Origin of the sequence: Jiangella endophytica (genome assembly GCF_003427025.1) — a bacterium.
In the GTDB taxonomy this organism is placed as follows: Bacteria; Actinomycetota; Actinomycetes; order Jiangellales; family Jiangellaceae; genus Jiangella; species Jiangella endophytica.
Map to the genome: position 1 here is coordinate 95,649 of NZ_QVAI01000008.1, position 22,503 is coordinate 118,151.

19 protein-coding genes, 1 tRNA gene and 1 pseudogene are annotated in these 22,503 nt (G+C 73.1%); 9 read left to right on the top strand and 12 right to left on the bottom strand.

Annotated elements, in window-relative coordinates:
- Positions 1-52: 52 nt before the first annotated feature.
- Positions 53-1,045 (top strand): LacI family DNA-binding transcriptional regulator, encoded by a 993-nt coding sequence (locus DZA62_RS17545; RefSeq protein WP_116950210.1) that lies wholly within the window; start codon positions 53-55, stop codon positions 1,043-1,045.
- Between the two features lie 101 nt (positions 1,046-1,146).
- Here the strand turns inward: DZA62_RS17545 and DZA62_RS17550 are convergent, their stop codons facing one another.
- The 4 genes from DZA62_RS17550 to DZA62_RS17565 are packed head-to-tail and all read right to left on the bottom strand — an operon-like array spanning position 1,147 to position 6,172.
- On the bottom strand, positions 1,147-2,649 hold the full coding sequence (locus DZA62_RS17550) for a mannitol dehydrogenase family protein (RefSeq protein WP_198663886.1): 1,503 nt from the start codon (positions 2,647-2,649) through the stop codon (positions 1,147-1,149).
- Positions 2,625-4,133: a UxaA family hydrolase gene (locus tag DZA62_RS17555; RefSeq protein ID WP_116950212.1), complete on the bottom strand. Its 1,509-nt coding sequence runs from the start codon at positions 4,131-4,133 to the stop codon at positions 2,625-2,627. Before DZA62_RS17555 ends, DZA62_RS17550 begins: the two co-directional genes overlap by 25 nt.
- Positions 4,130-5,341 carry an N-acetylglucosamine-6-phosphate deacetylase gene (locus tag DZA62_RS17560; RefSeq protein WP_116950213.1) on the bottom strand — a complete coding sequence of 404 codons (1,212 nt, stop codon included), beginning with the start codon at positions 5,339-5,341 and terminating at the stop codon, positions 4,130-4,132. Before DZA62_RS17560 ends, DZA62_RS17555 begins: the two co-directional genes overlap by 4 nt.
- Positions 5,342-5,377: 36 nt before the next feature.
- Positions 5,378-6,172 (bottom strand): glucosamine-6-phosphate deaminase, encoded by a 795-nt coding sequence (locus DZA62_RS17565; RefSeq protein WP_116950214.1) that lies wholly within the window; start codon positions 6,170-6,172, stop codon positions 5,378-5,380.
- 123 nt (positions 6,173-6,295) lie between these two features.
- Here DZA62_RS17565 and DZA62_RS17570 point away from each other — a divergent pair, with 123 nt between their 5' ends.
- A complete protein-coding gene (locus tag DZA62_RS17570; protein ID WP_116950215.1) occupies positions 6,296-8,587 on the top strand; it encodes an Ig-like domain-containing protein in 2,292 nt (763 codons plus the stop codon).
- A 107-nt stretch (positions 8,588-8,694) separates the two neighbouring features.
- Here the strand turns inward: DZA62_RS17570 and DZA62_RS17575 are convergent, their stop codons facing one another.
- The 6 genes from DZA62_RS17575 to DZA62_RS17600 are packed head-to-tail and all read right to left on the bottom strand — an operon-like array spanning position 8,695 to position 15,846.
- Complete coding sequence (locus DZA62_RS17575) at positions 8,695-10,191, bottom strand: CoA-acylating methylmalonate-semialdehyde dehydrogenase (protein WP_116950216.1); 1,497 nt, start codon at positions 10,189-10,191, stop codon at positions 8,695-8,697.
- On the bottom strand, positions 10,188-12,104 hold the full coding sequence (gene iolD, locus DZA62_RS17580; protein ID WP_116950217.1) for a 3D-(3,5/4)-trihydroxycyclohexane-1,2-dione acylhydrolase (decyclizing): 1,917 nt from the start codon (positions 12,102-12,104) through the stop codon (positions 10,188-10,190). Before iolD ends, DZA62_RS17575 begins: the two co-directional genes overlap by 4 nt.
- A complete protein-coding gene (gene iolB / locus DZA62_RS17585) occupies positions 12,101-13,009 on the bottom strand; it encodes a 5-deoxy-glucuronate isomerase (protein ID WP_116950218.1) in 909 nt (302 codons plus the stop codon). The genes iolD and iolB overlap by 4 nt, the downstream gene beginning before the upstream one ends.
- Positions 13,006-13,896 (bottom strand): Cgl0159 family (beta/alpha)8-fold protein, encoded by an 891-nt coding sequence (locus tag DZA62_RS17590; protein WP_116950219.1) that lies wholly within the window; start codon positions 13,894-13,896, stop codon positions 13,006-13,008. The genes iolB and DZA62_RS17590 overlap by 4 nt, the downstream gene beginning before the upstream one ends.
- A complete protein-coding gene (gene iolC, locus DZA62_RS17595) occupies positions 13,886-14,851 on the bottom strand; it encodes a 5-dehydro-2-deoxygluconokinase (RefSeq protein ID WP_116950220.1) in 966 nt (321 codons plus the stop codon). The genes DZA62_RS17590 and iolC overlap by 11 nt, the downstream gene beginning before the upstream one ends.
- Positions 14,848-15,846 carry a Gfo/Idh/MocA family protein gene (locus tag DZA62_RS17600; protein ID WP_116950221.1) on the bottom strand — a complete coding sequence of 333 codons (999 nt, stop codon included), beginning with the start codon at positions 15,844-15,846 and terminating at the stop codon, positions 14,848-14,850. The genes iolC and DZA62_RS17600 overlap by 4 nt, the downstream gene beginning before the upstream one ends.
- Positions 15,847-15,971: 125 nt before the next feature.
- On the opposite strand from DZA62_RS17600, the gene DZA62_RS17605 reads away from it, so the two are divergent.
- The 5 genes from DZA62_RS17605 (at position 15,972) to DZA62_RS17625 (ending at position 20,533) form a co-directional block, all read left to right on the top strand.
- Positions 15,972-17,012 (top strand): LacI family DNA-binding transcriptional regulator, encoded by a 1,041-nt coding sequence (locus DZA62_RS17605; RefSeq protein ID WP_116950222.1) that lies wholly within the window; start codon positions 15,972-15,974, stop codon positions 17,010-17,012.
- A 254-nt stretch (positions 17,013-17,266) separates the two neighbouring features.
- Complete coding sequence (locus tag DZA62_RS17610; protein WP_116950223.1) at positions 17,267-18,418, top strand: Gfo/Idh/MocA family protein; 1,152 nt, start codon at positions 17,267-17,269, stop codon at positions 18,416-18,418.
- Positions 18,419-18,471: 53 nt separating this feature from the next.
- Complete coding sequence (locus tag DZA62_RS17615; protein WP_408619076.1) at positions 18,472-19,566, top strand: dihydrodipicolinate synthase family protein; 1,095 nt, start codon at positions 18,472-18,474, stop codon at positions 19,564-19,566.
- Positions 19,566-20,384 carry a sugar phosphate isomerase/epimerase family protein gene (locus tag DZA62_RS17620; protein ID WP_116950225.1) on the top strand — a complete coding sequence of 273 codons (819 nt, stop codon included), beginning with the start codon at positions 19,566-19,568 and terminating at the stop codon, positions 20,382-20,384. The genes DZA62_RS17615 and DZA62_RS17620 overlap by 1 nt, the downstream gene beginning before the upstream one ends.
- A gap of 73 nt (positions 20,385-20,457) precedes the next feature.
- Positions 20,458-20,533: transfer RNA gene (locus DZA62_RS17625), tRNA-Asn, on the top strand.
- 92 nt (positions 20,534-20,625) lie between these two features.
- On the opposite strand, the gene DZA62_RS17630 is transcribed toward DZA62_RS17625, so the two are convergent.
- Complete coding sequence (locus DZA62_RS17630) at positions 20,626-20,943, bottom strand: hypothetical protein (RefSeq protein WP_116950226.1); 318 nt, start codon at positions 20,941-20,943, stop codon at positions 20,626-20,628.
- Between the two features lie 108 nt (positions 20,944-21,051).
- Positions 21,052-21,372 (bottom strand): hypothetical protein, encoded by a 321-nt coding sequence (locus tag DZA62_RS17635; protein WP_116950227.1) that lies wholly within the window; start codon positions 21,370-21,372, stop codon positions 21,052-21,054.
- A gap of 300 nt (positions 21,373-21,672) precedes the next feature.
- On the opposite strand from DZA62_RS17635, the gene DZA62_RS17640 reads away from it, so the two are divergent.
- Both DZA62_RS17640 and DZA62_RS17645 read left to right on the top strand, forming a co-directional pair.
- The gene (locus DZA62_RS17640; protein ID WP_157987734.1) at positions 21,673-21,948 is read left to right on the top strand and encodes an integrase core domain-containing protein; all 276 of its coding nucleotides are present in this window, start codon (positions 21,673-21,675) and stop codon (positions 21,946-21,948) included.
- 199 nt (positions 21,949-22,147) lie between these two features.
- Positions 22,148-22,492, top strand: a pseudogene (locus DZA62_RS17645) (SDR family oxidoreductase); the annotation flags it as partial.
- Positions 22,493-22,503: the final 11 nt, after the last annotated feature.

A 22,503-nucleotide genomic window follows, 5' to 3' on the forward strand; every position in this document is an offset into this window, starting at 1 on the left:
TCGGCGTGTTTGCAGCACGATGCACCCGCGAACCACCCAGGAGGGAACACCGATGAGCGTCACGCTCGCCGACATCGCGCGGGCCACCGGCCTGTCCGCCTCCACGGTCTCGCGCGCGCTGTCCGACCCCGACAAGGTCAACCCGCGCACGCGCGACCGCGTGCGCAAGATCGCCCAGGACATGGGCTACGTGCCGAACCAGGTGGCGCGCTCGCTCACGTCGGGCCGCAACGACCTCATCGGGCTGATCGTGCCCGACATCGCCAACCCGTTCTTCCCGCCCATCATCAAGGCGGTGCAGGCGCGGGCCAGCGCCAAGGGCAAGACCGTGCTGATCGCCGACGTCGACGAGCACCCGTCCGACGAGATCCAGCGCGCCAGGGTCATGCGCAAACGCGTCGACGGCCTGGTCGTCGTCTCGCCGCGCACTCCCGACGACCGCCTCGACCAACTCGCCGAGCTGCGCCCCATCGTGTTCGTCAACCGCGAGGTCAAGGGCGCGGCCAGCGTCATCATCGAGGACTCCGAGGGCATGCGCGAGGCGGTCGAGCACCTCACCGCGCTCGGCCACCGCCGCGTCGGCTACCTCAACGGCCCCCGCCGCTCGTGGTCGAACACCCAGCGGCAGAACGCCGTGCGCGAGGCGTGCGCCGCCCACGGCGTCGACCTCGTCGAGTTCGGCCCGTTCGAGCCGCAGATCCAGGCGGGCGTGCGGGCCGCCGACCTCGTCCACGCCTCCGACGTCACCGCCGTCATCGCCTACGACGACATGATCGCGCTGGGCCTGATGGCGCGGCTCAACGAACGCGGCGTGCGGGTCGGCCCGGACATCAGCGTCATCGGCATCGACGACAGCCCGATGTCCGGCATGGCCTACCCGACGCTCACCTCGATCCACGTGCCCGGCTCCGAGGCCGGCGCCCGCGCCGTCGACATCGTTCTCGACCTCGCCGACACCGCCGGCGACGCCGAGCCGGCCGTCGTCCAGCTCGAGACCCGGCTGATCGTGCGCAGCTCCACCAGCCCGGTCCGCCCCGACCGCTGACGCCCCAAACCACGTTGATCTTGGAGTTGTTCGGCTTTCCTGGGCGAAATGCCCGATAGATGGCCGAACTTCTCCAAGATCAACGTGGCGTGGGGTGGGGGTCAGGTGAGGGCGGCGGCCGTCGCGGCGGCGCCGTGGCGGGCCAGGTCGTCCAGGTACCCGGCGACGTCGGCGACCCAGTCCTCGTCGGCGGCCAACTCGGCCGGGACCGCGGCCGCGGCGCGCAGCAGCCGCGCGGCGTCCGCACCGCCCACCGCCCGCAGCGTGTCCCGGGCCGGGTCGTTCACCGTGAGCGGGCGGCCGTCGTCGGACCGGCCGGACCGGACGAAGCGCAGCCAGGCGGCCACCACCAGCGTCGCGGCGGCGGACGGACGACCGGCCGCGCGGGTGGCGAGGATCGTCGGCACGACCCGGACCGGCAGCTTCTGCGAGCCGTCGGCCGCGACCTGGTCGCAGCGGTGTCCCAGCGCGGGGTTGGCGAATCTGGCCAGGACGGACGCCGCATAGGCCCGCAGGTCCCAGCCGGGCGGCGCGTCGACGGTCGCGAGCACGTCGCGGTGCAGCGCCTCGACCGCGACGCGGACGGCCGGGTCGGCGACCGCCGCCGCGATGGTCTCGTGGCCGGCCAACGCGCCGAGGTAGGCGATCATCGAATGCGCGGCGTTGAGCACCCGCAGCTTGGCCGTCTCGTGCGGGGCGACGTCGGCGACGAGCTCGGCGCCGGCCCGCTCCCACGCGGGGCGCTCGCCGGCGAAGTCGTCCTCGATGACCCACTGGGTGAACGGCTCGGCCGCCACGACGGCGTCGTCGGCGGCGCCGACCAGGCGGCGGGCGTCGGCCCGGTCGGCCGGCGTGGTGGCGGGGACGATGCGGTCGACCATCGCGGACGGGAACCGGGCCGAGGCCGCGATCCACGCCGCCAGCTCGGTGCCGGACGGACCCGGCAGCCGCGCGACGAACTCCCCCACCAGCGCGCCCAGCCGGTGCCCGTTGCCGACGAGGTTGTCGCACGACAGCACCGTCACCGGGCCCGCATCGGCCATCAGCCGCCCGCGCAGTCCGGCGACCAGCAGGCCCAGCCCGGTGCGCGGCCGCTCCCCCGCCGCGACCGCCGCGACGTCGGCCCGCACGGTGTCGTCGTCGAGCAGCGCGCCGGTGACCGGGTCGCCGAGGTAGCCCTTCTCGGTGATGGTCAGCGTGACGACGCGGACGCGCGGGTCCGCGAACCGGCCGGCCACCTCGCCGAAGGACGACGGAGCGTGCCACGCCTCGCTGACCGCGCCGACCACACGCGCCGCCACCCGGTCGCCGGAGCGCTCCAGCACGGTGTACAGGCCGTCCTGCCGGCGCAGCGCGTCGACGACGTCCGTCGAGCGGGGCGCCACCTCGACGATGCCCCAGCCCGGGTCGCCCGCCGCGGCCATCGCGAGGTCGGTGTAGACGGCCTGGTGCGCCCGGTGGAACGCGCCGACGCCGAGGTGGACGATCCCGGGCCCCGGGAGCGTGCCGCCCAGCGCCGGACGCGCCTCCGCCGGCACCGTCGCCAGCGCCGCGCGCGACAGCGACCGGTCCGCCACGGTCACATCACCGCGCCGAGCTGCCACGGGGCGAACTCCTCGTCGCCGAAGCCGAGCTCCTCGCTGGCGGTCTGCCGGCCGGACGCGGTGGCGACGACGGCGTCGAAGATGCGCCGGCCCATCTCGTCCAGGCTCAGCTCGCCGTCGGCGACCACGCCGCAGTTGAGGTCCATGTCCTCGGTCATCCGCTGGTAGACGGCCGTGTTGGTGGCCAGCTTGAGGCTGGGCACCGGCTTGCAGCCGTACACCGAGCCCCGGCCGGTGGTGAAGCAGACGACGTTCGCGCCGCCGGCGACCATGCCGGTGACGGAGACCGGGTCGTAGCCGGGCGTGTCCATGAACACCAGGCCACGGGTGCCGACGCGTTCGGCGAACCGGCGCACCGCCCGCAGCGGCGTCGAGCCGGACTTCGCCACCGCGCCGAGCGACTTCTCCAGGATCGTGGTGATGCCGCCTTCCTTGTTGCCGGGCGACGGGTTGTTGTCGAGACTGCCGCCGTGCTTGGCGGTGTACTCGCGCCACCAGGCGATCCGGTCCAGCAGCGCGTCGGCCACCTCGCGGGACTCGGCACGGGCGGCGAGCAGGTGCTCGGCCCCGTAGATCTCCGGTGTCTCGCACAGCACCGCGGTGCCGCCGCGCGCGATCAGCAGGTCGGCGGCGACACCGAGCGCCGGGTTCGCGGTGATGCCGGAGTAGCCGTCGGAGCCCCCGCACTTCAGGCCCAGCACCAGCTCGGACACCGGCACCGGCTGACGCCGGACGTCGAGCTGGTCGAGCACCTCGGTGACGGCGGCGACGCCGGCCCGGACGGCGGCCGCGGTGCCACCGGCCTCCTGGATGGTCATGCCGACGACCGGCGTGTGCTCCGGCAGCTCCAGCTCGGCGATCTGGTTGACCTCGCAGCCCAGTCCCAGCACGATCAGCGCGCCGAAGTTCGGGTGGTCGGCATACCCGGACAGGGTGCGCTTGAGCAGGTCCAACCCCTCGCCGTCCGACGCCAGCCCGCAGCCGCTGCCGTGCGTGATCGCGACGATGCCGTCGACGCTCGGGTGCGCCGCCAGACGGCCGGACATGCGCACCTGGTCGGCGATCAGCTTGGCCACGGTGGCCGAGCAGTTCACCGACGTGATGATGCCGACGTAGTTGCGGGTGGCGACCCGGCCGTCGGCGCGGACGATGCCCTCGAACGTCTCGGCAGGCACCGGCTCGGGCACCACTCCGCCGCCGATCGCGACGTCCCGGTCGACGGTGTCGTGGTAGCCGAGGTTGTGCAGGTGCACATGATCGCCGGGCTCGATGGGCGCGGTCGCGTGCCCGATGACCTGGCCGTACTTGAGCACCGGGTCCCCGGCGCCGACGGCGGCCAGCGCCACCTTGTGGCCGGCGGGCACGGGCTGCCGGCTGACGAGTCCGGTGCCGGGCACCGGCGCGCCGGCCGCCAGCGGGTCGAGCGTCACCGCCACGGAGTCGTCGGCGCGCAGCCGCACCAGCCGGGTGGGTTCGGATGTCACAGGGGTCCTCCAGAAGGTGGTGCCGGCAGCCAGCGGCCGCGCAGCACGGTGGCCCAGGGCCGGAAGCCGGGATCGAAGATCGCCAGGTCCGCGTCCATGCCGGCGACGACCGCGCCGCGGCGGCCGGACACACCGGCGACGGAGGCCGGGCGACTGGTCGCCGCGGCGACGACCTCCGCGAGCGGCCAGCCGAGATCGTCGTGCAGGTGCGCCAGCATCCGCGGCAGCGTGCTGGTGCTGCCGCCGAACGCGTCGGCGCCGGCAACCATGCCGACGCCGTCGCCGACGACGCACTCGACGGTGGCCAGCCGGTAGCGGTACCCGGCCGGCATGCCGGTGCCGGCGGTGCCGTCGGAGACCACCACGAGCCGGTCGCCGACACAGCGCCGGGCGATCTCCAGCAGCTCGGGCGGGAGGTGCCGGCCGTCGGCGATCACCTCCGCGGTCAGGTCCGCCGCGGCCAGCGCGCCCTCGAGCAGGCCGGGGATCCGCCAGGGACCCTCACGGCGCGTGGTCGACTGCCCGCTCCACAGGTGGGTGACGTGCGACAGCCCGGCGTCGGCCGCCGCGGCCAGCTGACCCGCGGTCGCGTCGCTGTGCCCGGCCGCCACGACGACGCCCGCGCCGGCCAGCCGGCGGGTGGCCTCGACGGCGCCCGGCAGCTCCGGCGCGAGCGTGATCATCCGCAGCGTGTCCGCGTGCTCCAGCAGCACGTCCACATCGCGTGGGCTCGGCGGGAGCAGGACGGCCGGGTCGTGCGCGCCGCACTGGGCGGCCGCGAGGAACGGGCCCTCCAGGTGGACGCCGAGCACCCGGGCGGCGTCGGCGGGCGGTCCGTCGACGAGGCCGGACAGCTCGGCGACGCGTGCCGCCAGCACGTCGACCGGCGCGGACACCAGGCTCAGCTGCACGCTGGTGACGCCGGCCGCGGCGAGGTGCCGCAACACCGTCGTCACCGTGGCGCGGTCGGCGTCGTCGAAGCCGTAGCCGGCCGCGCCGTGCACGTGCAGGTCGATCAGCCCGGGCGTGACGATGCGGCCGCCGACGTCGACGATCCGGGCGCCGCGCACCACGTCACCGGAGGCCGCGGGAACGACGGCGGCGATCCGGTCGTCGTCGATCACGACGGTTCGGTCCGGTTCGACCCGGCCGCGGCTGACCACCGTCGCGTGCGTCAGTGCCAGCCGCTCCGGCCGGGTTGTCGGCATCGCCGCGCCACCTTTCAGCAACCGTTTGGATCGCGTTCAGCCCGCCGCCGAGCCCGCCGTGACGTCGAGCTGGCCGGCCGACCCCGGGTCGAGGAACAGTGTGGCGTGTCCGGCCTGCCGCAGGATGGTGGCCGGGCAGGCCGGGCTGATCTCGTCGTTGAGAGCGGCCGCGACCGCCGCCGCCTTGCGCTCGTCAGGCGTGCAGACCAGCACGTGGGCGGCCGACAGCAGCGCCGGCACCGTGAGCGAGATCGCGGTGGCCGGGACGGTGGCGTCGTCCGGGAAGTGCCCCTCCCCGACCTGCTGCGCCCGCGACTCCGGCGTCAGCGTGATGACGCGGGCCAGGCGCTGGTCGGCGAAGTCGGCCTCGTACGGCTCGTTGAACGCGATGTGGCCGTTCTCGCCGATGCCCATGCAGACGATGTCGAGCGGCTCGGCCCGCAGCAGCTCCTCGTACCGGCGGCACTCGGCCTCGGCGTCGGGCGCGTCACCGTCGATGTAGTGCACCTTCGCCGGCTGGAACGGCTCCTCGATGCGCTCGCGGATCCAGCGCCGGAAGCTGGCCGGGTGAGTGGCGTCGATGCCGACGTACTCGTCGAGGTGGAAGGCGGTCACGCGGTCCCACGGGACGTCCTGCGAGCGCAGCGCCTGCACGAACGCGAACTGCGAGTTGCCGGTGGCGAAGACCGCGCGGGCGCGGCCGGTCCGGGCGACGGCGTCGCGGATGACGGCGGCCGCGCGTACCGCTGCCGCCTGGCCCATCTCGGCGGTGCCGGGGTACACCTCGACCGCGAGCTCGCCGGCCTGGAACTGGGTGATCGGTTCGGACACAGAAACCCTCCTGTGGGCATCGCTGGACGACGTCGCTGCAACCCTACTGCAAGTATTGACACAAATGCACAACCGCTTGCAGTATCGTCCGCACCCACCCCGCTCCCAGGTCTTGGAGGATCGATGAGCTCCATCCCGGATGCCCGCCCCGACCGCACGGAGAACCACACGCTCACCCGCCGCGCCTTCACCGCGGCCGGAACACTCGCCGGCGTCGGCGCCTTCGTAGGCGCGAGCATCGGCGCCGGCTCCCCCGCTCTCGCCGCCGTCCGCCGCGGCACCGCCGACGCCCTCGTCCCCGCGTTCCCCGGCGCGCTGGGCTGCGGCATGTACACCACCGGCGGCCGCGGCGGCGACGTCTACGAGGTGACCAACCTGAACGACTCCGGCCCGGGGTCGCTGCGCGAGGGCGTGAAGGTCAGCAACCGCACCGTCGTCTTCCGCGTCTCCGGCACGATCTACCTGAACTCGCGGCTGGACATCAGCGGCTCCAACCTCACCGTCGCCGGCCAGACCGCGCCCGGCGACGGCATCTGCATCGCCGGCTACCCCACGCGCATCGCCGGCCAGAACGTCGTCGTGCGGTACCTGCGCTGCCGCATGGGCGACATCGCCGGGATCACCGAGGACGCGATGTGGTTCCGCCGCACCGCCGACGTCGTGCTCGACCACTGCTCGCTGACGTGGAGCACCGACGAGGCGCTGTCGCCGTACGAGAACACCCGGGTCTCGGTGCAGTGGTGCATCGTCGGCGAGAGCCTGACGATGTCTGTGAACCCGGAGGGGCGGCACGGCTACGGCGGCATCTGGGGTGGCGAGAACGTGTCGTTCCACCACAACCTGATCATCCACAACTCCAGCCGCAACCCGCGGTTCGCGCCGGTCAACGCGACCGGGCCGGACTACGCGCTGACCGTCGACTACCAGAGCAACGTCGTCTACAACTGGGGCTTCAACTCCGCCTACGGCGGTGAGGACTCCGCCGGCATCAACATGATCGGCAACTACTACCGGCCCGGACCCGACACCCTGGCCGAGGTCCGCGACCGCATCGTCGAGCCGACGGTCAGCACGCTCGGCGGGCCGGGCGCCTGGTACGTCGCGGACAACTACGTCGACGGCTCGCCCGAGGTCACCGCCGACAACACGCTCGGCATCGACGGCGACGTGCCGATCACACTGCGCACCGAGCCAGTCCCGTTCCCGCAGCCGCTGCCGGCCGAGGCCGCCACCGTCGCGTTCGAGCGGGTGCTGAACGAGGCCGGGGCGATCCTGCCGCGCCGCGACTCCGTCGACGCGCGGCTGGTCGAGGACGTGCGCCGGCGCACCGGGCGGCTGATCAACTCGCAGACGGAGGTGGGCGGCTGGCCGTCGCTGGCCTCGGCCCCGGCGCCGGTGGACAGCGACCACGACGGCCTCCCGGACGACTGGGAGCTGGCCAACGGGCTGGACCCGGCCGACCCGGCCGACCGCAACACCGTCGGCGCCGACGGCTACACCAACCTGGAGCGCTACCTGAACTCGATCGGCGGCCCGGCGTCGGCGAGCCCGTCCGTCACGCTGCTGCAGCCGGCCACGAACGCGCTGGTGGCGGCAGCGCGGGCGGACGCGCGAGTGGTGCTGAACGCGAGCGCCACCGGCCACGGCGCCCCGATCGACCGGGTCGAGTTCTACGCCGGCGACGAGCTGATCGGCACCGCCACCCGCGCGCCGTACCGGGTCGAGTGGACCGGCGTCGCGGACGGCAGCTACTACGTCACCGCCCGCGCCGTCGACACCGACGGCAACGCCACCTCGACCACGTCCACCCCGGTGCACGTCAACCGGATCACCCGCACCGCGCCCTGGGTCGGCGCCGACGTCGGCTCGGTGCCGGTGCGCGGCGCGACGTCGGTGTCGGGCGACGCGGTGACGGTGAAGGGCTCCGGCGCGATCGGCGGCACGGCGGACAGCTTCCGGTTCGCCTTCCAGCGCCGCGACGGCGACTTCGAGATCGTCGCCCGGGTCGACGCCATCAGCAAGGTGTACCCGGAGGTCGCCGCCGCGGTGATGATCCGTGGCGACCTCGCGCCGTCGGCCCCGTTCGCGACGATGGAGCTGACCTACCTGGGCAGCGGCAAGGTGTCCCGGTTCTCCGCCCGCCCGGCCCGCGGCGCCGAGTCGGCCGTGACGCAGTACCCGGAGGTCCCCGAGGAGGTGCCGATCGAGACGCCCTACTGGGTCCGGCTGACCCGCAGCGGCTCGACCGTCGCCGGCGCCGTCTCGCCCGACGGCGTGACGTGGCACGAGGTCGGCTCGCAGGAGGTCGCGCTGCCGCCGTCGGCGTTCGTCGGCCTGGCCGTCGACGGGCACCAGGAGCACACCGTCAACGCCCGCTACACCACGGCCACGTTCAGCGCGATCGCCGTGCGCTGACCGGCGCCCACCTCACTCACCCAGGCGAGTTCCCGCTTCCCCAGGCATGCATGCATGGGAAGCGGGAACACCCCTCCTTAACGTGATCATTCCGGGGCGGGGCGGCGTCAGGTGGTCGTCGGGAAGTGGTAGCTGGCGGCGATGGGGTGGTCGACGCGCGGCCAGCGCGCCGTCACCACCTTGGCGCGGGTGTAGAACGCGATGCCCTCCGGGCCGTGGACGTGCGACTGGCCGAACAGCGAGTCCTTCCAGCCGCCGAAGGAGTAGTAGGCCATCGGGACCGGGATCGGCACGTTGATGCCGATCATGCCGACGTGCACGCCGCGCTGGAACCGCCGCGCCGCCTCGCCGGAGCCGGTGAAGATGGCCGTGCCGTTGCCGTACGGGTTCTGGTTGATCAGCGCGATGGCCTGGTCGACGTCGTCGGCGCGGACCACCGACAGCACGGGCCCGAAGATCTCGTCGCGGTAGACGTCCATCTCGGTCGTGACGTGGTCGAGCACCGTCGGGCCGACGAAGAAGCCGTCCTCGTGCCCGGGCACCACCAGCCCGCGGCCGTCGACGGCGAGGGTGGCGCCCTGCCGCTCGCCGGCGTCGATGTAGCCGGTGATCCGGTCGCGGGCGGCGGCGGTCACGACCGGCCCCATCTCGCTGGCCTCGTCGCGCCCGGGGCCGACCCGGACCGCGGCCGCCTTCGCCGCGACGGTCTCGACCAGCTGGTCCGCGCCGGTCCCGACGGCGACCGCCGCCGAGACGGCCATGCACCGTTCGCCCGCCGAGCCCATCGCCGCCGCGACCAGGTGGTCGGAGGCGAAGTCGAGGTCGGCGTCGGGCAGCACGACGGCGTGGTTCTTCGCGCCGCCGAGCGCCTGGACCCGCTTGCCGTTCGCGCTGGCCCGCTGGTGGATGTACTTGGCGATCGGGGTGGAGCCGACGAACGACACCGCGGCGACGTCGGGGTGGTCCAGCAGCGCGTCGACGGCGGCCTTGTCGCCGTTGACGACCGTGAAGACGCCGTCCGGCAGCCCGGCCTCGGCCCACAGCGACGCCACCAGCTGCGACGCCGACGGGTCCCGCTCGCTCGGCTTGAGCACGAACGTGTTGCCGCAGGCGATGGCGACCGGGTGCATCCACATCGGCACCATGACCGGGAAGTTGAACGGGGTGATACCGGCGACGACGCCGAGCGGCTCGCGGAAGCCGTACACGTCGACCCCGGTCGAGACCTGGTCGGAGAAGTCGCCCTTGAGCAGGTGCGGGATGCCGCAGGCGAATTCGACCACCTCGAGGCCGCGCTGCACCTCGCCGAGAGCGTCGGAGACGACCTTGCCGTGCTCGTCGGCGATGATCTCGGCCAGCTGCCGGGCGTGCCGGGACACCAGCTCGCGGAACGCGAACAGCACCTTGGTGCGCTTGGTGAGCGACGTCTGCGACCAGCTCTCGAACGCCTTCGCGGCGGCGGAGACGGCAAGGTCGATGTCCGACGGCTCGGCCAGCAGCACCTCGGCCTGCTGCTGCCCGGTGGCCGGGTTCCACACCGGCGCGGTGCGGGTCGACCCGGCCCGCGTCGCGGCGCCGCCGATCCAGTGCTCGATGGTCCTCATGCGTCGTTCTCCTCCGTGTCCGGCCCGACGAGAGGCCGTTGTGCCTTCTTCTGCCGCTCGTACTCCGCGCGCGCCGCGCGGGTGGTGTCCAGCGCCGCCGTCTCGCTGACGGGGACGTCCCACCACGAGTCGCTGTCCGGCGCGCCGGCCAGCGGGTCGGTCTCGACGTGGATCAGGATCGGGCCGCCGTCGGCCGGCGCCGCCTTCGCGTCGCGCAGCGCCGCACGCAGCTCGTCCACCGTCGCCACCCGGACGACGGTGACGCCCAGGCTGGCCGCGTTGGCGGCGAGGTCGACCGGCAGCACGCCGCCGTCCAGCCGCCCGCTCTCGCCGGACCGGTAGCGGTAGGCGGTGCCGAACCGCTGCGACCCGAGCGACTCCGACAACGAGCCGATCGAGGCGAACCCGTGGTTCTGCACCAGCACCACGATCACCTTGATCCGCTCCTGGACGGCGGTTACCAGCTCCTGCGCCATCATCAGGTAGGAACCGTCGCCGACCAGCACGAACACGTCGCGGTCCGGTTCTTCGGCAAGCACGGCCATGCGGACGCCGACACCCGCGGCGATCTCGTAGCCCATGGTCGAGTAGCCGTACTCGACGTGGTAGCCCTTCGGGTCGCGGGTGCGCCACAGCTTGTGCAGCTCGCCGGGCATCGAGCCGGCCGCGTTGAGCACGACGTCGCGCGGCGCGCTCACCTCGTTGACGGCGCCGATCACCTCGGTCTGCGCGGGCAGCGGCCGGTGCTCGGCGGCGTAGGCGGCGGTGACGACGGCGTCCCACTCGGCGTTCGCCGCGGCCGCGGCCTCGCGGTACGCCGAGGGCGCCGACCAGCCGGCCAGCGCGGAGGCCAGCGCCTCGAGGGCGGCGCGGGCGTCGGCGACCACCGGCAGGCCGGCGTGCTTGGCGCCGTCGAACGCGGCGACGTTGACGTTGACGAACCGCACGCCGGGGTCCTGGAACGCCGTCCGCGAGGCCGTCGTGAAGTCGCTGTAGCGCGTGCCGATGCCGATGACGACGTCGGCCTCGCGGGCGAACCGGTTGGCGCCGGGCGTCCCCGTCGCTCCGACGGCGCCGAGCGCGAGCGGGTGGTCGAACGGCAGGCTGCCCTTGCCGGCCTGGGTCTCGGCGACGGGAATGCCGGTGGCCTCGGCGAACGCGCGCAACGCGTCGGTCGCTTCGCTGTAGATGACGCCGCCGCCGGCGACGATCAGCGGCCGCCGCGCGCCGCGGATGACGGCGGCGGCGCGGGCCAGGGCGGCCGGTTCCGGGACGGCCCGCGGCACGTGCCAGATCCGCTTCGCGAACAGCTCGGCCGGCCAGTCGAACGCCTCGGCCTGCACGTCCTGCGGCATCGCCAGCGTGACGGCGCCCGTCTCGGCCGGGTCGGTGAGCACCCGCATCGCGCCGAGCAGCGCGCCCGGCAGCTGTTCGGGCCGCCAGACCCGGTCGAAGAACCGCGACACCGGCCGGAACGTGTCGTTGACGGTGACGTCCGGCGCGTACGGCAGCTCCAGCTGCTGCAGGACGGGGTCGGCGACCCGGGTGGCGAACACGTCGCCGGGCAGCAGCAGCACCGGCAGCCGGTTGATCGTCGCCAGCGCGGCGCCGGTGACCATGTTCGTCGCGCCCGGCCCGATGGACGACGTGCAGGCCAGCGTCGACAGCCGGTTGCGCATGCGCGCGTAGCCGACCGCCGCGTGCACCATGCCCTGCTCGTTGCGGGCCTGGTGGTACGGAAGGACGGCGGGATCGGCCACCTCGGCCTCCAGCAGCGCCTGGCCGATGCCCGCCACGTTGCCGTGCCCGAAGATGCCGAAGCAGCCCTCGATCAGCCGGTGCTCGACGCCGTCGCGCTCGGTGAACTGCGCGGCCAGGAACCGGACCGTGGCCTGCGCGACCGTCAGCCTCATCGCTGCTCCTCCATGGCGGTCGGGGTGGTGCGTCCCATCGGGAGACGGGGGTCGGGGGCCTGCGTGGCCCACTGGTCGCGGACCCAGGCGTGCGCGGGGTCGTCGCTGATCAGCCACTCGCGGGTGGCGCCCGGGCCGGCCATGACGTTCAGGTAGTACAGGTGGTAGCCGGGCGCGGCCGCCGAGGGGCCGTGCCAGCCGTGCGGCACCAGCACGACGTCGCCGGTGCGCACCTCGGCGAGCACGTCGATCGGCCGGTCGTCGGTGCCGTAGACCCGGTGGTAGCCGAAGCCGGGACCGGACGGGCCGGCGCCGACCTCGAAGTAGTAGATCTCCTCCAGCTCGGACTCGGCGCCCGGCTCGTCCACGTCGTGCTTGTGCGGCGGGTACGACGACCAGTTGCCGGCGGGCGTGACCACCTCGACGGCGATCAGGCGGTCCGCGTCGAAGGTGTCGGCCGACCCGAAGTTGTGCACCTGACGGGTGGCGTTGCCGGCGCCGCGGATCTCGACGGCGACGTCGTCGACGGCGAGGTAGCGGGCGGCCAGCCGGTTGGTGCAGGGCGCGGCCGGCAGCGCGAACCGGGCGCCGTCGGCGTCGTGGCCGGCGGCCGTGACGGTGACCGAGGCGTCGCGCGGCACGTAGACGGTGTCGGACGGCCCGCTGAACACGTCGGGCCGGCCGGTCAGCTCGAACCGCTCGCCGTCGACGACCACCGTGCCGCCGCCGCTGAGCGGCAGCACGAACAGCTCCTCGGCGCCGGACTCGAACGTGTGCGACTCCCCCGGTCCCAGCTCGAGCACCCGCAGCGACGTCCACCGCCAGCCCTCGACGGCCGATGGCGTCAGCTCGACGGCGTACGGGCCGCGGCCTGCGGACCCGGCCGGGTGGTACCACCGGCTCATAGCAGGCTCACCGCCGTGTCGACCGCCCCCGCGACGTCGCCGTCCGGCGGGTACAGCAGCGTCCGCCCGACCACCAGGCCGAGCGCCGTCGGCAACCGCAGCACCTTCTCCCACTGCCGGAACGCCGCGTCCGGGTCGTCCGGCACCTCACCGCCGAGCAGCACCGCCGGCAGCGTCGACGCCGCCAGCACCCGCTCCATGCCGGCCGGGTCGTCGTCGACGACGGGCAGCTTCAGCCAGGTGTAGGCGGACGTGTTGCCCAGGCCCGCGGCCACCGTCACCGACCGGATCACCGCCTCGGTCGACAGGTCGTTGCGCAACCGCCCGTCGGCGTCGCGGTAGGAGATGAACGGCTCGACCAGCGCGATCCTGTCGCGCTCGGCGAGTTCGTCGACGGCGTGCGCGCAGGCCTGCAGCGTCGGCGCCGTCGCCGGGTCGTCGGGGTCGATGCGCAGCAGCATCTTGCCCATCTCGAACCCCATGGCGTCGATGCCGCCGGCGTCGTAGCCGGTGAACCGGTCGTCGACCTCGAAGACCGTGCCGGCCAGGCCACCGCGGTTCATCGAGCCGACCACGACCTTGTCGTCCAGCGCGCCGAGCAGCAGCAGGTCCTCGAGCAGGTCCGCGGTGCCGAGCACGCCGTTGACGCCGGGACGGCTCAGCGCGACCACCAGGCGGTCGAGCAGGTCGCCGCGGTCGGCCATCGCCAGCGCGTCGCGGCCGGCCCGCAGCGCACCGCGGGCCGGGTGGTCCGCCGCGATGACCATGAGCTTGCCGGTCGGCCCGAGCAGCGTGCCCGGCCGCTTGCGGGCGGCGGCGGCCGCGGCGATCGCCTCGGGCCGGTGGATGCGCGTCTCGACGATCGAGCGCAGCTGGTCAGCGGACATCATGACCCTCCATCGGCCCCTCCAGGAACGTCGCCACCTCGGCCGTCGTCGGCATGGCGTCCGAGCAGGCCAGCCGCGTCGCGACGATCGCGCCGGCGGCGTTGGCGAAGCGGACCGCCTCGCTCAGCGGGCGACCGGCCAGCAGCTGGTGGCACAGCGCGCCGCCGAACGCGTCGCCGGCGCCCAGCCCGTTGAGCACGTCGACCGGGATCGGCGCGACCTCGTGCTCGCCGGTGTCGTCGACGGCGAGCACGCCCTTCGGGCCCTGCTTGACGACGGCGACGGCGACGCCGTGCTCCTCGCGCAGGGCCTTCGAGGCGGCGTGCGGGTCGCGGGTGCCGACCGCCGTCTCGCACTCGTCGAGGTTGCCGACGGCGTGCGTGACGTGCCGCAGAGCCTGCTGGACGATCGGGCGGGCGGCCTCTCGCGACGCCCAGAACATCGGCCGGTAGTCGAGGTCGAGGACGGTGATGCCGTTCCTCCCGCGTGCCTCGAGCGCGGCGAGGGTGGCGGTGCGGCTCGGTTCCTGGCACAACCCGGTCACCGTCGCCCAGAAGATGCCGGCGCCGCGCACCGCGTCGAGGTCCAGCTCGTCGGTGCGGATCTGCAGGTCGGGCGCGGTGGGCGTGCGGCCGTAGAAGTAGATCGGGAAGTCGTCCGGCGGGAAGATCTCGCAGAGCGTGACGGGGGTGGCGAGGTCCGGCACCGGCGTCACGAACCGGTCGTCGACGCCGTAGCCCGTCAGCGCCCGGTGCACGAACCGGCCGAGCGGGTCGTCGCCGGTGCGGGTGATGACGGCGGAGCGGCGGCCGTGCCGGGCGGCGGCGACGGCCACGTTGGTGGCCGAGCCGCCGAGGTACTTCGTGAACGTGGTGACGTCCTCGAGCCCGACGCCGGCCTGGTTCGGATAGATGTCGACGCCGACCCGGCCGATGGTCAGTACGTCCAGCGTCACGCGCGGACCTCCTCGACGGCGACGACGCGCCCTTCTTGCCGCGACAGCGTGGCCGCCTCGGCCACGTAGAAGCTCTCCAGCGCGTCGGCGACGGTGCACGGGCTCTCGCGCTCGCCGCGCGCGACGTCGACGAACGCGGCGATCTCGGCCTCGTAGGCGGGCCGGAACCGGGACCAGAACTCGCGGAACGGCGTGCCCTCCGGGAACGTCACGCCGGGCTCGGCGGAGGTCAGCGCCGCGTGCTCGTCCAGCCCGACGACGTACGTGCCCGCCGTGCCCGCGACCTCCATGCGCACGTCGTAGCCGGCGCCGTTGTAACGCGAGCCCTGCAGCGTCGCCAGCGTGCCGTCGTCCAGCGTCAGGACGGCCGCCGACTCGTCGACGTCGCCGCTGGCGGCGAAGACCTCGGCGCCGCGGTTCGCGCCGGTCGCGTACACCGTCGCCACCTCGCGGCCGGTGACCCAGCGCAGGATGTCGAAGTCGTGGATGTGACAGTCGCGGTAGATGCCGCCGGAGGTCGGGACGTACGACGGGTGCGGCGGCTCGGCGTCGGCGGTGATCAGGTGCAGCCGGCGGACCTCGCCGAGGCGGCCCGCGCGGACCGCGGCGCGGGCGGCGGCGTAACCGGCGTCGAACCGGCGCTGGAAGCCGATCTGGGTGGCGACGCCCGCGGCCTCGACCGCGGCGAGGACGGCGCGCGTCCCCGCGACGTCGGAGGCGACCGGTTTCTCGCAGAACACCGGCAGCCCTGCCGCGGCGGCGGCGATCATCAACTCGGCGTGCGCCGACGTGGCGGCCGCGATGACGACGGCGTCGACGTCGCGGAACGCATCGCCCGGTGTGGCGACCGCCTCGACGCCCAGCTCGTCGGCGACCTTGCCGGCCCGGACCGGATCGGCGTCGGCCACCCGGACCGCCGACACCGCCGGATGGTCGCGCACCACCTGCGCATGCGCCGCCCCGATGCGGCCGACCCCGACGAATCCCACGCGCATGCCCGCTCCTTCCACTTTGTCTAGACAAACTAACATGCTGACGTAGCCGTCCTCGTGGCGTCTCAGGTCCGGACCGGGCTCCGAGGTCTATCGTGGAAGCGCATTCCTTCGATGACGGGAGAGTCATGGCCGAGCAACCGCGCGGTTCGGTCACGTTGATGGACGTCGCGGCCCGAGCCGGCGTCTCGCTGGCCACGGCGTCGCGCGCGCTCAACGGCAGCACCCGCAAGGTCGGCGACGACCTCCGCGAGCGGGTCCTCGCCGCCGCCCGCAGCCTCAACTACGCCGCCAACGCACAGGCCCAGGCCATGGCGCGCGGCCGCACCAACGTCGTCGGCCTGGTGGTGCACGACATCGCCGACCCGTACTTCTCCTCCATCGCCGCCGGCGTCATGGAGGCCGCCGAAGGGCATCATGTCCTCGTCACACTCGGCAGCACGCTGCGCCGACCCGAGCGTGAGGTCGACTACCTGGTCGCGCTCCGCGGGCAGCGCAGCCGCGCCGTCATCCTCGCCGGCAGCCGCATGGACGACAGCCCCGTCGCCGAAGCGCTGCGCCGCGAGATCGACATCTTCGAGAACGACGGCGGCAACGTCGTCGCGATCTCGCAGAAGCAGCTGCCGGTCGACACCGTCGTCATCGAGAACCGGCTCGGCGCCCGCGACCTCGCCACCGAGCTCGTCGGGCTCGGATACCGGCGCTTCGGCGTGCTGGCCGGCCCCGACGCCATGCTCACCGCGCGCGATCGCGTCCACGGGTTCCGCGAGGGCCTCGGCCGCTCCGGCATCGACCTCGACCCCGCGTTCGTCGCCCACGGCGCCTTCACCCGCGACGGCGGCTACCAGGCCATGAACACGCTGCTCGACCGCATCGGCGAGCTCGACTGCGTCTTCGCCGTCAACGACGTCATGGCGGTCGGCGCCATGGTGGCGGCCCGCGAGCACGGCCTCGAGGTACCGCGCGACCTCGGCCTCGCCGGCTTCGACGACATCAGCACCCTGCGCGACGTCAACCCGGCCCTGACGACCGTCCGGCTGCCACTGGAGAAGGTCGGCGCGTCGGCGTTCGAGCTCGTACTCAGCGCTGCCGAGCGAACCAAGCCGCGCACCCGGCGGATCAAGGGCGAGGTCGTCCTCCGGCAGAGCACCCGCACCATCTCGGGCTGACGGCCGGGGCCCGGCCGGCCCTCAGCTCCGCACGTCGCCGCGTCGTCCTCCGTCCGGGCGGCCCGGGCCGCTCCGCGACGACCCGGTCACATCGCCGATTCGCCGGGTAAGCGCCTTCCCTATTTGGCCAGGTGGAACGACTAATTCGCCCCGAACCGCCCGCCACCTGGTGACATCCCCGTCACACGAGAGCTTGCGCGCCCGCGCCGGGACACCGTACGGTGTGTGGGCAAGCGCTTTCCACAGGAGGTGGCATGGCAGTCAAGTCGCTCGGTGTCGTGATGAACGGCGTCACCGGCCGGATGGGTTACCGGCAGCATCTGGTCCGGTCGATCCTCGCGATCAACGAGCAGGGCGGGGTCGAACTGTCCGACGGTTCCCGCGTCACGCTCGACCCGGTCCTGGTGGGCCGCAACGAGGAGAAGCTGCGCGACCTCGCGACCCGGCACGGCCTGGAACGGTGGACCACCGACCTCGACGCCGCACTCGGCGACGCGGCGAACGTCATCTACTTCGACGCCCAGCTCACGTCGGTGCGAGAGGAGTCGATCGTCAAGGCGATCGACGCCGGCAAGCACGTCTACACCGAGAAGCCGGTGTCCGAGTCCGTCGAGGGCGCGCTGACGCTGGCCAAGCAGGCCAAGACCGCGGGCGTCAAGAACGGTGTCGTGCACGACAAGCTGTTCCTGCCCGGGCTGCTGAAGCTGCGCCGGCTGATCGACAGCGGCTTCTTCGGCCGCATCCTGTCGGTGCGCGGCGAGTTCGGCTACTGGGTGTTCGAGGGCGACTGGCAGGAGGCGCAGCGCCCGAGCTGGAACTACCGCAGCGAGGACGGCGGCGGCATCGTCGTCGACATGTTCTGCCACTGGGACTACGTGCTGACGAACCTGTTCGGCCGGGTCGAGGCGGTCACGGCGCGCGCCGTCACGCACATCCCCGAGCGGTGGGACGAGCGGGGCCGGCGCTACGACGTCACCGCCGACGACGCCGCGTACGCGATCTTCGAGCTGGCCGGCGGCGTGGTCGCGCAGTTCAACTCGTCGTGGGCGGTCCGCGTGCACCGCGACGAGCTGCTGGAGCTGCAGGTCGACGGCACGCTCGGCAGCGCCGTCGCCGGGCTGCACCACTGCACCATCCAGCCGCGCACCGCGACGCCGCGGCCGACGTGGAACCCCGACCTCGCCGACGAGCAGCGCTACCGCGACCAGTGGCAGGACGTGCCGGACAACACGCCGCCGCAGAACGGCTTCAAGGCGCAGTGGGAGCAGTTCGTGCGGCACGTCACCGAGGACGCCCCGCACCCGTACGACTTCCTGGCCGGCGCCCGCGGCGTGCGGCTCGCGCAGGCCGGGCTGCAGTCGTCCGACGACGGCTGCCGCGTCGAGCTGCCGGAGCTGACGCTGTGAGTGGCGCGGAACTGCGGCTGCCGGGGGCGGACGGCGCGCTGCGCACGTACACGATGAACTCGCCGCGCGCATGGGAGCGGCCCACGGCGCCGCTCACGTCGCGGGTCGCGTTCGCCGCCGCCCACGTCGTCGCCGACCCGCTGGGCGAGAACCGGCCGGGCGCGCCCGCCGTCGTCGACTGGGATCACACGCTGGCGTTCCGGCGCCACCTGTGGTCGTACGGGCTGGGCGTCGCCGAGGCGATGGACACCGCGCAGCGCGGCATGGGGCTGGACTGGGCGGCGACGCAGGAGCTGATCCGGCGCAGCGCCGCCGAGGCGCGGTCCGCCGGCGGGCGGATCGCGGCCGGCGCGGGCACCGACCAGCTGACCGGCGCGGTCTCCGGTCTCGACGAGGTCGCGGCCGCGTACGAGGAGCAGCTCGCAGTCGTCGAGGACGCCGGCGCGCAGGTCATCCTCATGGCCAGCCGCCAGCTGGCCGCCGTCGCGGCCGGCCCGGACGACTACCGGAAGGTCTACGACCGGCTGCTCGCGCAGGCGTCGGCGCCGGTCATCCTGCACTGGCTGGGCCCGATGTTCGACCCCGCGCTGGCCGGCTACTGGGGCGCCGGCGACGTGGGCGTCGCCGCCGATCACGTGGTGTCGCTGATCGCGGACAACGCGGCGAAGGTCGACGGCATCAAGGTGTCGCTGCTGGACGCGTCGTTCGAGGAGGCGCTGCGCCCCCGGCTCCCCGACGGGGTCCGGCTGTACACCGGCGACGACTACAACTATCCGGAGCTGATCCGCGGCTCGTCCGACGCGCTGCTCGGGATCTTCGCGGCCATCGCGCCAGCGGCCTCGGCGGCCCTGCAGGCGCTGGACCGCGGCGACCTGTCCGCGTACGACGACGCATTCGCGCCGACCGTGCCGCTGGCCCGCCAGGTGTTCGGCGAGCCCACCTATTACTACAAGGCCGGTATCGCGTTCCTCGCCTGGCTGTCCGGCCTGCAGCCGGGGTTCGTCATGGTCGGCGGGCTGCAGAGCGCGCGGTCGCTCCCCCACCTGGTGCGGACGTTCGAGCTGGCCGACACCGCCGGGCTGTTCCCGGACCCGCCGCTGGCGGCCGCGCGGTTCTCGTCCCTGCTGTCGGCCTACGGAGTGGTGTGATGGACCGGCTGTCGCTGAACCAGCGGACCACGGAGCGGTGGTCGGTCGCCGAGGCCGTCGACGGGTGCGTCCGGGCCGGCATCGGGTCGATCGGCCTGTGGCGTGAGCCGGTGCACGACTGCGGGGTCGCCGAGGCGGCCCGGCGGGTGGCCGACGCCGGGCTGCGGGTGTCGTCGCTGTGCCGGGGCGGGTTCATCACCGCGTTCCCCGGATCCGAGCGCGACGCCGCCCTGGACGACAACCGGCGGGCCATCGACGAGGCCGCCGCACTGGGTGCGGACTGCCTGGTCATGGTGGTCGGCGGGCTGCCGGACGGCTCGCGCGACCTCGCCGGCGCCCGCGCCCGAGTGGCCGACGGCATCGGCGCGCTGGTCCCCGACGCCGAGGCGGCGGGCGTCCAGCTGGCACTGGAGCCCATGCACCCGCTGTACTGCGCCGACCGCGGCGTCCTGTCGACGCTCGACCAGGCGCTGGAGCTGGCCGCCCCCTTCGCCCCCTCCTCCGTCGGCGTCGTCGTCGACACCTTCCACGTCTGGTGGGACCCCGGCGTCGAGGCGGCGATCGCGCGGTCGGCGGGCCGCATCGCCAGCTTCCAGGTGTGCGACTGGATCACCCCCTTCCCCGCCGACGCGCTGCTGTCCCGCGGCATGATGGGCGACGGCCACATCGACTTCCGGTACTTCCGCCGGCTGGTCGAAGCCGCCGGCTACGACGGCCCCATCGAGGTCGAGATCTTCAACGCCGACCTCTGGGCCGCCGACCCCGACGAGGTGGTCGCACTCATGCGCAAACGCTACGAAGAGCACGTCCTCGGCTGACCCCGAACCGATTGGGATCCGGGCCCCCTCGCCTGGTAAGGTTCAGCGTCGGCCGGAACGTTCGGTTTGCCGATCCCGCATAGCTCAATTGGCAGAGCATCTGACTGTTAATCAGAGGGTTCCTGGTTCGAGTCCAGGTGCGGGAGCCAACACCCAAGGTCACAGGCCAGAGGGCTATTCGGCTCCACACAGCGACCCATGGTTTGCCCATGGTTCTCGCCTTCCGCCGCATCGCGGAACTTCACGTCCAGCGCCTCAGCGGCGGCCGGGGGTGGCGACGCGCCGGCCCCGGTAGCTTGTCCTGCGTCAGCGACACGCCAGCTTGCCCGATCCGGTCGGCCACCTGCCGAGCGGAGAACCCGGCGTCATCCATGACGGTCGCTGTCGTCTTGCGGTAGCGGTGCGACGTCAGCCACTCCAAAGCGGCCGGTCCCATGGCCACACGAATGTCTCGACTGGTGTTCGACGGATCGCGGAACCCACCCAGGCTGTTCGCGAAGACCGGGCGGTCGAGCTGCATACCCGGCACGAACCGACGCCTGAGCATCGCGACGGCCACGAGCGGCAGCGGCAGCGCCCGATCGAAGCAGTTCTTGATCCACTTACGGATGAGGCCCTGGCCTGTGACACGGACGATGGTGTGTATGACGTCGACCGTTCCCCGCTGTCAGGTCCACCTGGTCCCACAGGACCGCCAGCGCCTCCCCGATGCGGCATCCCGTCGACAGATGAACAACGTCAGGTCGGGAAGATCCTTCCGCACCGCCTGCTTGTCGGCCCGGAGGGCGGCGAACCAGTCGACCAGCTCCTCACTGATCGAACGCGGCGGCTTCTTGGGCGACTCGATTGCCTCGACCTCGCGGACCGGGTTCACCATCAGGGCGCCACGACGTACGGCCAACGCCAGCACCCCGGAGATGACGGACCGGCAGGTCTTGGCAGTGGGTGCCCCGGCGTCAGAAGCAACCTTGCTGATGACCTTGTCCACGAGCGGCGTCGTTGCCTCGCCGAGCGCGGGTAGCACGTGCCGGCGGCTCTGGGTCTGCGATGTGACCTACGTCGCCACCTGGTCCGGGCTCGCCTACGTCGCGTTCGTCACCGACGTCTACTCTCGCCGCATCGTGGGCTGGAACGTCGCAGCCACGCTGCGGGTCGGAGATCCTGCCCATGCAGGCCTTGGACATGGCCGCGTGGGGTGCCGGCGGCCGGCTCGACGGGCTGATCCATCACGCCGATCACGGGTCGAACTACACCGCGATGATCTACACGGATCGGATCGTCCAGCTCGGTGCCGTCGCGTCGACGGGGACCGTCCGGGGACAGCTTCGACAACGCGATGGCCGAGGCGGTCAACAACCCCTACGACACCGAGCTGATCCGCCGGCGCGGACCCTGGCAGACGATCGAAAAGGTCGAGCTCGCGACCCTCGAGTGGGTGTGGTGGTGGAACAACTCCCGCCTCCACAGCAAGCTCGACATGCACACCCCGATCGAGGTCGAGGACGCGTACTACGCCGACCCCGGATCAGCCCAGCTGGCACCCGCCAGACAAGGCCCCCGATAGGAACAGAAGCCAGGCCGATTCACTTTGGGGCTGGTGTACATACCTGCGTCTTTGGCCCGGCGTTCGAAGTCGACGACGGACCGCCGACCCGGCCTGCCAGAGCACTTCCTTCGGGGTGAGCCGGGGCATCGGCCGGGCCATCGCGGTCGGGCTCACCGGCGGCGCACTGGACGACGTGCTGCCGGACGACGTCGACATCCTCGTCAACATCGCGAGTCTGCTCTCCTTCGAGGGCGGCCTCGGCGTCTCGGCGTACGCGGCGAGCAAGCACGCCGTCGCCGGCGTCACCCGCGCGCTGTCCAACGAGTGGGCGCCGCGCGGCGTGCAGGTCAACGCCATCGCGCCGGGCTACATCGGCACCGACAACACCGCCCGGCTGCGCACCGACCCGGCCCGCGCCGCGAGCATCGGCGAGCGCATCCCGGCCGGCCGGTGGGGCCGCCCGGCCGACCTCGTGGGCGCCGCGGTCTTCCTGTCCTCCCGTGCCTCGGCCTACGTGACGGGGCACGTCCTGCTCGTGGACGGAGGCTGGAGCGCCCGTTAGCGACCCGTCGT

Coding starts and splice junctions, on each gene's coding strand:
- DZA62_RS17575 (WP_116950216.1), bottom strand. CDS start 10,191: ATGAGGACCATCGAGCACTGGATCGGCGGCGCCGCGACGCGGGCCGGG.
- DZA62_RS17590 (WP_116950219.1), bottom strand. CDS start 13,896: ATGTCCGCTGACCAGCTGCGCTCGATCGTCGAGACGCGCATCCACCGG.
- DZA62_RS17545 (WP_116950210.1), top strand. CDS start 53: ATGAGCGTCACGCTCGCCGACATCGCGCGGGCCACCGGCCTGTCCGCC.
- DZA62_RS17610 (WP_116950223.1), top strand. CDS start 17,267: ATGGCAGTCAAGTCGCTCGGTGTCGTGATGAACGGCGTCACCGGCCGG.
- DZA62_RS17570 (WP_116950215.1), top strand. CDS start 6,296: ATGAGCTCCATCCCGGATGCCCGCCCCGACCGCACGGAGAACCACACG.
- DZA62_RS17620 (WP_116950225.1), top strand. CDS start 19,566: ATGGACCGGCTGTCGCTGAACCAGCGGACCACGGAGCGGTGGTCGGTC.
- iolD (WP_116950217.1), bottom strand. CDS start 12,104: ATGAGGCTGACGGTCGCGCAGGCCACGGTCCGGTTCCTGGCCGCGCAG.
- iolB (WP_116950218.1), bottom strand. CDS start 13,009: ATGAGCCGGTGGTACCACCCGGCCGGGTCCGCAGGCCGCGGCCCGTAC.
- DZA62_RS17600 (WP_116950221.1), bottom strand. CDS start 15,846: ATGCGCGTGGGATTCGTCGGGGTCGGCCGCATCGGGGCGGCGCATGCG.
- DZA62_RS17615 (WP_408619076.1), top strand. CDS start 18,472: ATGAACTCGCCGCGCGCATGGGAGCGGCCCACGGCGCCGCTCACGTCG.
- DZA62_RS17560 (WP_116950213.1), bottom strand. CDS start 5,341: ATGCCGACAACCCGGCCGGAGCGGCTGGCACTGACGCACGCGACGGTG.
- DZA62_RS17605 (WP_116950222.1), top strand. CDS start 15,972: ATGGCCGAGCAACCGCGCGGTTCGGTCACGTTGATGGACGTCGCGGCC.